4 protein-coding genes and 2 pseudogenes are annotated in these 5,423 nt (G+C 66.8%); 5 read left to right on the top strand and 1 reads right to left on the bottom strand.

The window, feature by feature from the left end:
* The first annotated feature begins 347 nt into the window (after positions 1-347).
* Both ACGF0D_RS43810 and ACGF0D_RS43805 read left to right on the top strand, forming a co-directional pair.
* Positions 348-1,085 carry a hypothetical protein gene (locus ACGF0D_RS43810; RefSeq protein WP_392926116.1) on the top strand — a complete coding sequence of 246 codons (738 nt, stop codon included), beginning with the start codon at positions 348-350 and terminating at the stop codon, positions 1,083-1,085.
* Positions 1,016-1,213, top strand: a pseudogene (locus ACGF0D_RS43805) (IS5/IS1182 family transposase); the annotation flags it as partial. The gene ACGF0D_RS43810 and the pseudogene ACGF0D_RS43805, both read left to right, overlap by 70 nt.
* Here ACGF0D_RS43805 and ACGF0D_RS43800 read toward each other — a convergent pair.
* The gene (locus tag ACGF0D_RS43800; protein WP_392926114.1) at positions 1,214-1,756 is read right to left on the bottom strand and encodes a hypothetical protein; all 543 of its coding nucleotides are present in this window, start codon (positions 1,754-1,756) and stop codon (positions 1,214-1,216) included.
* Positions 1,757-2,075: 319 nt separating this feature from the next.
* On the opposite strand from ACGF0D_RS43800, the pseudogene ACGF0D_RS43795 reads away from it, so the two are divergent.
* The 3 genes and pseudogenes from ACGF0D_RS43795 to ACGF0D_RS43785 form a co-directional block, all read left to right on the top strand.
* Positions 2,076-2,153, top strand: a pseudogene (locus ACGF0D_RS43795) (N-acetyltransferase); the annotation flags it as partial.
* 123 nt (positions 2,154-2,276) lie between these two features.
* On the top strand, positions 2,277-4,238 hold the full coding sequence (locus ACGF0D_RS43790; RefSeq protein WP_392926112.1) for an ATP-binding protein: 1,962 nt from the start codon (positions 2,277-2,279) through the stop codon (positions 4,236-4,238).
* A gap of 263 nt (positions 4,239-4,501) precedes the next feature.
* On the top strand, positions 4,502-5,335 hold the full coding sequence (locus ACGF0D_RS43785; protein ID WP_392926110.1) for a TIGR02391 family protein: 834 nt from the start codon (positions 4,502-4,504) through the stop codon (positions 5,333-5,335).
* The last annotated feature ends 88 nt before the right edge of the window (positions 5,336-5,423 follow it).

The following is a 5,423-nucleotide window of genomic DNA, read 5'->3' as shown; positions in this document are numbered from 1 at the left end:
GGGCCTCCTTGCGCTTTCGGTCTCGACAACCTCAAAGCTGCACAGGGGCCCTGTCTTCATGCAGTGGCAACGCCGAGATCACCCGAATCGGGAACTTGCGAACACTTGTGCCGATCCCAGGCCCGTGACGGGTTTGCGGATCGCTTCTCAAGCCAAGTCACGTCCTTCGACAGGCTGCGGTGGTTGGTTCAAACGGCCCCCGAGCATAGCGGGGATCGCCGCCAAGCCGGGATCGCGCTCGCGTTGAAACGGGGCATGGGAACCTGTACTACAGCGGCACCCTGGGCGACCAGGCTGAGCGCCTGAAGGAGGCGGCTTGTCAGGGGTTCCTGGCAGGGTGCTGTGTCATGGGTGGGAGATCCGAAAGTGACGAGGCATACGTCCTCGACCTCTGCGACGAGTATCTCGGTGAGGTCGCGCAGCGGCAGCACCGCTTCGACTGGCTACGCGGCGACGCTGGCGCTGCCGGGCGCCGTGTCAAGCTGCCCGTCGACGGCTACTGGCCCCACCGCAAGCTCGTGGTGGAATACCGAGAGCGCCAGCATGATGAAGCGGTCCCGTTCTTCGACAAACCAGACCGGTTGACCGTCAGCGGCGTGCATCGCGGTGAGCAGCGAGCCCTCTACGACGCCCGCCGCGACACCGAGATTCCCGCGCACAAGCTTCGTCTCGCGATCATCCGCCCAGATGACCTCGACGCCGATGCACGAGGCAGGCTGCACCGCCGGGACCGGCAGGCGGACCTGGTGGCGATCGGCGCGCTCCTTACGCCCGTGCTTGAGGCGTGGCCCAGCGACGAAGACCGGGTTGTCGATGCGTTCCGCACCTGGCTCACCGATGCCGGCTGGACCGTCGTGCCGCCGACCGACCCGTACATCGACCTCGAAGCAGAACGGGACGGTGAACGCATCATCGCCGAAGCGAAAGGGCACACGAGCCAGCCCGGCATCGACGCCGACATTGCCTACGGACAGCTACTGCGCCGGATGACCGCACCCAGAGTGAGCGTGCGGTACGCAGGGGCGGCCGGCCCGTCACCCACGACGCCGAGCTCTACAAGGAGCGGAACACCGTCGAGCGCCTGATCAACAGACTGAAGGCCTGGCGGGGGATTGCCGCCCGGTTCGACAAGACACCCAAGAGCTACCTCGCCGGCCTCCACCTCCGCGGCGCGATGATCTGGATCAAGGACCTCACCAAGACCATCCCTTGATCACGACCAAATACGCCCCCTAGTGTGCAGGTCAAGGCCGTGATCCCTTCGGTCAGGTCGGTCGGGTCGCGCCTTGTCGACCAGCGGGAACGGCAGCTGCGTCACTGTGCGCAATGTTGCATCCGATGTTAATTCCTCCCGTTTCGAGAACTCGCCCGCCACGCAGATCACCCGAGGCCGCCGCCAGTCGACGGTCTCCGCCACCTCGGCGCCCAGCCGTCTGCGTACTAGCGCCTCGAACTCGTGCCGGTGCGCGAGCAGCCAGAACAGGTACGAGCCCGCCTGTGCGATCACCCCGGCATCGCGCCCCCGCTTGAACTCGATGGCCACCGGTACGCCGTCCTCGTCCAACCCCAGGGTGTCGATCCGCCCCTGGTGCCACGGCCCCGTCGCGTACTCCGACGCCAAGAAGCGAACCCCCAGCATCGTCTCCAGCGCCCCCTCGACCCGCCGCTGCAGCTCCCGCTCCCGCGCCACGGTCGAACCCCGCAGCTCGACATCCCGGCCATCGGCACCACGCCGGAACACCTTCAGATAGGCCACCAACGTCCCCCTTTTGCACGACCGTACACACACCAATCGAGAAGAGGAGCGACGTATTCCTCCTCGCTGCTGTCTCTCTGGCTCGGCCGATCGAGGCAGGATTCAGCGGGCCCGGCCGTCCAGGCCCGGGCCGTGAGCCCGCCCGGCACGGTCACCTCTCCGGACACCACCCCTGCGCCCGGTCGCACACCTCGCACGGGGCGGTGGGTTCTCGGGTGCGTGACGCGGTGGACTGTTGCCCGTACCCCACCGCATGTGGCCGCGGCGTCGGATACCTGGTGTCACCATCTACGCATGGCAATTGTCACCTGTGGTTGACTTTCGCGTCATCGGCACCCGTGAACGCGTCGGCCGCCACCACCGAGTTTGGCGTGACGTCGTGCTGGTCGAGCGCTGAAGCCCAGTCGTCGACTGAGACCCGGGGGGCAGAGCCGGCCGCCGAGGGTTCGGCGCATGGTGATCGAAGTCGGTCGATGCAGACCGCTGACAAACTGACACCTCGGCATGGGATGCTGCCGGGATGCGGATTCCGATCGAGGTGAAGCCCGACTTCGTCGAGCACGTCGCGCGCCGTTCCGACCCCGTCGGGGCTCTGGCCGAGCTCATCTGGAACGGCCTGGACGCCGACGCGTCCGAGGTGCACGTCACTGCCGAACCCGACGAGTTCGGAGGAGTCAGCGCCGTCGAGGTCCGCGACAACGGGCACGGCATCGCGGCCGAATCCGTCCAGGCCGCCTTCGCCGGAATGGGCGGCTCCTGGAAGCGCAGCGCTCCCGGAACCCGCGACGGTCGACAGCTGCACGGTCGCCGCGGCTACGGGCGGTTTCGCGTTCTGGCACTGGGAACGCGGGCAGGGTGGGAAACCGTCGCTGACGGGACCACGGAACGCCGTCGTACCAGTGTGTCCTTCACTGAGCTCAGCGCCTTCGACACCACCGACGGCGGCGTCACCGAGGAGGACCCCGGCACGGTGGTCCGCGTGACTGGCGAGGCGCCCCGAAAGACGCGGCTGACCGACACCGCCGCCGTCCGCTCGGCGCTGACCAACCAGTTCGCGATGTACCTCTCGAAGTACCCGCATGTCACCATCACCTGGCAGGGCGTCCCGCTCGACCCAGAGGAGGCGATCGCGCGCCAGGACCCGTACCTGCTGACCGTCGCCGGGCTGAGCAACAACGACGACGAGGCAGCGCGGCCCGTGCTGAGGGTGGTCGAGTGGAAGACCAAGCCGACCAGGCGCGAACTCCTGGTCTGCGACTCCAAGGGCGTGCACCGGGCGACGCTGAACGTCGGCGTGCAGGCCCCGGACTTCCACTTCACCGCCTACATCCTGTGGTCCGGCGCTGCGGTCGTCTCCGACCTGGACACGATGGAGGGCGAGTGGGAGCAGGAGGACGCGCCGCTGGGACTGGTCGTCGCGGCGGCCCGGGACCAGATGCGGCTCCACTTCAGGAAGCGCGAGCACGAGCGTGCCCGCGAGCAGGTGAAGAAGTGGATCGAGGAGGAGACCTACCCCTACAGCGGTGAGCCCGCTACCGCGGTGGAGGCTGCCGAGCGGCAGACCTTCGACGAGGTCGCGGTACTGGTCAGCCGGCATCTCAACAAGGCCGCGAAGCCCTCGCGCCGGACCCAGCTGGTGCTGCTGCGCGAGGCCCTTCGCCGCCAGCCCGCCGCGATGCCCCGTGTCCTGGACGAGCTGTTCACGCTCACGACCGAGCAGAAGGAACGCTTGGAGTCCCTGGTCACCCGCACCGGACTGCCGGGACTCGTCGCCGCCAACTCGCTTCTGGTGGATCGCATTGATGCCCTGGCCGCGATCCGTAAGCTGCTGTTCGAGTTCACTTCCCGTGCTGACCTGAGGGAGAAGGACCAGCTGCACCGCATGCTGGAGAAGGAACTTTGGATCTTCGGCGACGAGTACACGTCCGCGGTCTCGGAGGTCGGCCTCACCGAGGCCCTGGAGCGGGCCATGCCGATACTCCAGGGTCCCGGGGTGCCGAGGTCGAGGCGCGCGGTGCGTCGCAGCAATGGCCAGAGCGGGCGCCTCGACCTCATGCTCTCGTGCGCGGTGGGCGCCGGGACCTCCCGGCGGCACCTGGTCGTCGAGCTCAAGCGGCCCGAGGTCGTGCTCGGCCACACCGAGGTCCAGCAGATCACCAGTTACGCGCGCACCGTCGTCACCGACGAACGGTTCAAGCACGACGGCGACACAAGGTGGGACTTCTGGCTGGTCGGCAACGACATCCATGAGGACATCAAGTGGCAGATCAGGGGCAACAAGCTGCCCGACGACTGCCTGCACGACGACGGACGGGTGCGGATTTGGGTGGTGCACTGGGGCAAGGTCATAGACCAGTGCGAGGCACGGCTGCGTGCCCAGCAGGAGCGCCTGGACTACGCGTCCGGCAACGCTGACGTCATCGATTACGTCGGGCGCGTTCACGCTGACGCCAACGTCGTCCCGCTGTTGCCGCCCGCCTGATCTACGTGCCGAGCGGTTACCAGGTGCCGGTGAGGGTGTCGCCCTTGTTGCCTGCGCGCCCGAGCCCAGTGGGTGGGTGAAGCGAATCTATGGGCAGGCGGCAACCGGCCAGACAGCGAATGGAGCTATTGAACAAGAGTGTCCCATCGGTTCGCACCGTGGGCCCTGATCGGTACCGCTGCAGTGTGATCGAATTCGGGCTCCGGCCGTTCGACTGTAGGCCAGCCGGATCTCTGTCACACCGGGATGCCAGGATTATCGGCATGGACGCCATGCGAAGCCCCCAGTACCTCAAGACGGTAAGCCAGGCCGTTGGAGAGTTTCGAGCAGCGCTGCTGGAGTTTCTCTGCTTGCACGAGGTGAACGGTCATGTGGCCCGCGGGATAGCGCCGGCGGTGTTTCCCAGGAACGACGCCTCTCCCGAGAGCATCGCCGGAGCTCGGGCGAAGGTCGCCTACGCTGCGGGAAGGGCCTTGGACGCGGTGCCGCTCACAAACGCGTACATCATGGTGGCGGGGGCAGGGGCGATCGATCCGATTGCTGCTTGGCAGTCGATGACCCAGCCCAAGCCCGTCCTGGAACCGGATGACGTTCTGGGTATGTGCGACCAGATTCTGGGCCGCTTGGAGGCACTCACTCTGAAGGCCGAGATCGAGGCTCCGCCCACCGTCGGCGTGGAGGCGATGCACCCCCTCGTGTGGGGTTCGGCCCGCAAGTTGTGGAATGACGGCCATTTTCGGCAGGCCGTTGCCGCGGCCGCCGAGGCGCTCATCAATCAGGTGAAGACCCGGACCGGAAGGAACGACGTCCCCGAGACCTCGCTGTGGCAGCAGGTCTTTTCCAACGCAGCCCCGGAGCCGGGCGCGCCGAGGCTGCGTTGGCCCGGTGACGCCCGTGATCGCACCGTGAGCGCCATGAACTCTGGACTGCGTTCGTTCGCGCCGGGAGCCCAGATGCTCATCCGTGACATGGCGGTGCACGGAACGCATGAGATGCAGGCACAGGAAGCCCTGGAGCGGCTGGCCGCGCTGAGCCTGCTGGCTCATTGGGTCGATGGTTGTGATGATGCCTTGGCAGAGGTTCCTAGCAGCTACTGAAGTTGAATTCGTGATGTCGGTCTGAGATGTGGTCAGCCATCCATGATCAGGCCGGTGGTGGCGAGGCATCCGTCGATGAGGTGAGGGC

Origin of the sequence: Kitasatospora sp. NPDC048298 (assembly GCF_043201465.1) — a bacterium.
In the GTDB taxonomy this organism is placed as follows: domain Bacteria; phylum Actinomycetota; class Actinomycetes; order Streptomycetales; family Streptomycetaceae; genus Kitasatospora.
The sequence above is the reverse complement of the archived record's forward strand: the minus strand, read 5'-3'. Positions and strand labels throughout refer to the sequence as shown.

What these genes read in the sequence shown, in the direction of transcription:
- ACGF0D_RS43810 (WP_392926116.1), top strand. Translation starts at nt 348, where the DNA reads ATGGGTGGGAGATCCGAAAGTGACGAGGCATACGTCCTCGACCTCTGC.
- ACGF0D_RS43790 (WP_392926112.1), top strand. Translation starts at nt 2,277, where the DNA reads ATGCGGATTCCGATCGAGGTGAAGCCCGACTTCGTCGAGCACGTCGCG.
- ACGF0D_RS43785 (WP_392926110.1), top strand. Translation starts at nt 4,502, where the DNA reads ATGGACGCCATGCGAAGCCCCCAGTACCTCAAGACGGTAAGCCAGGCC.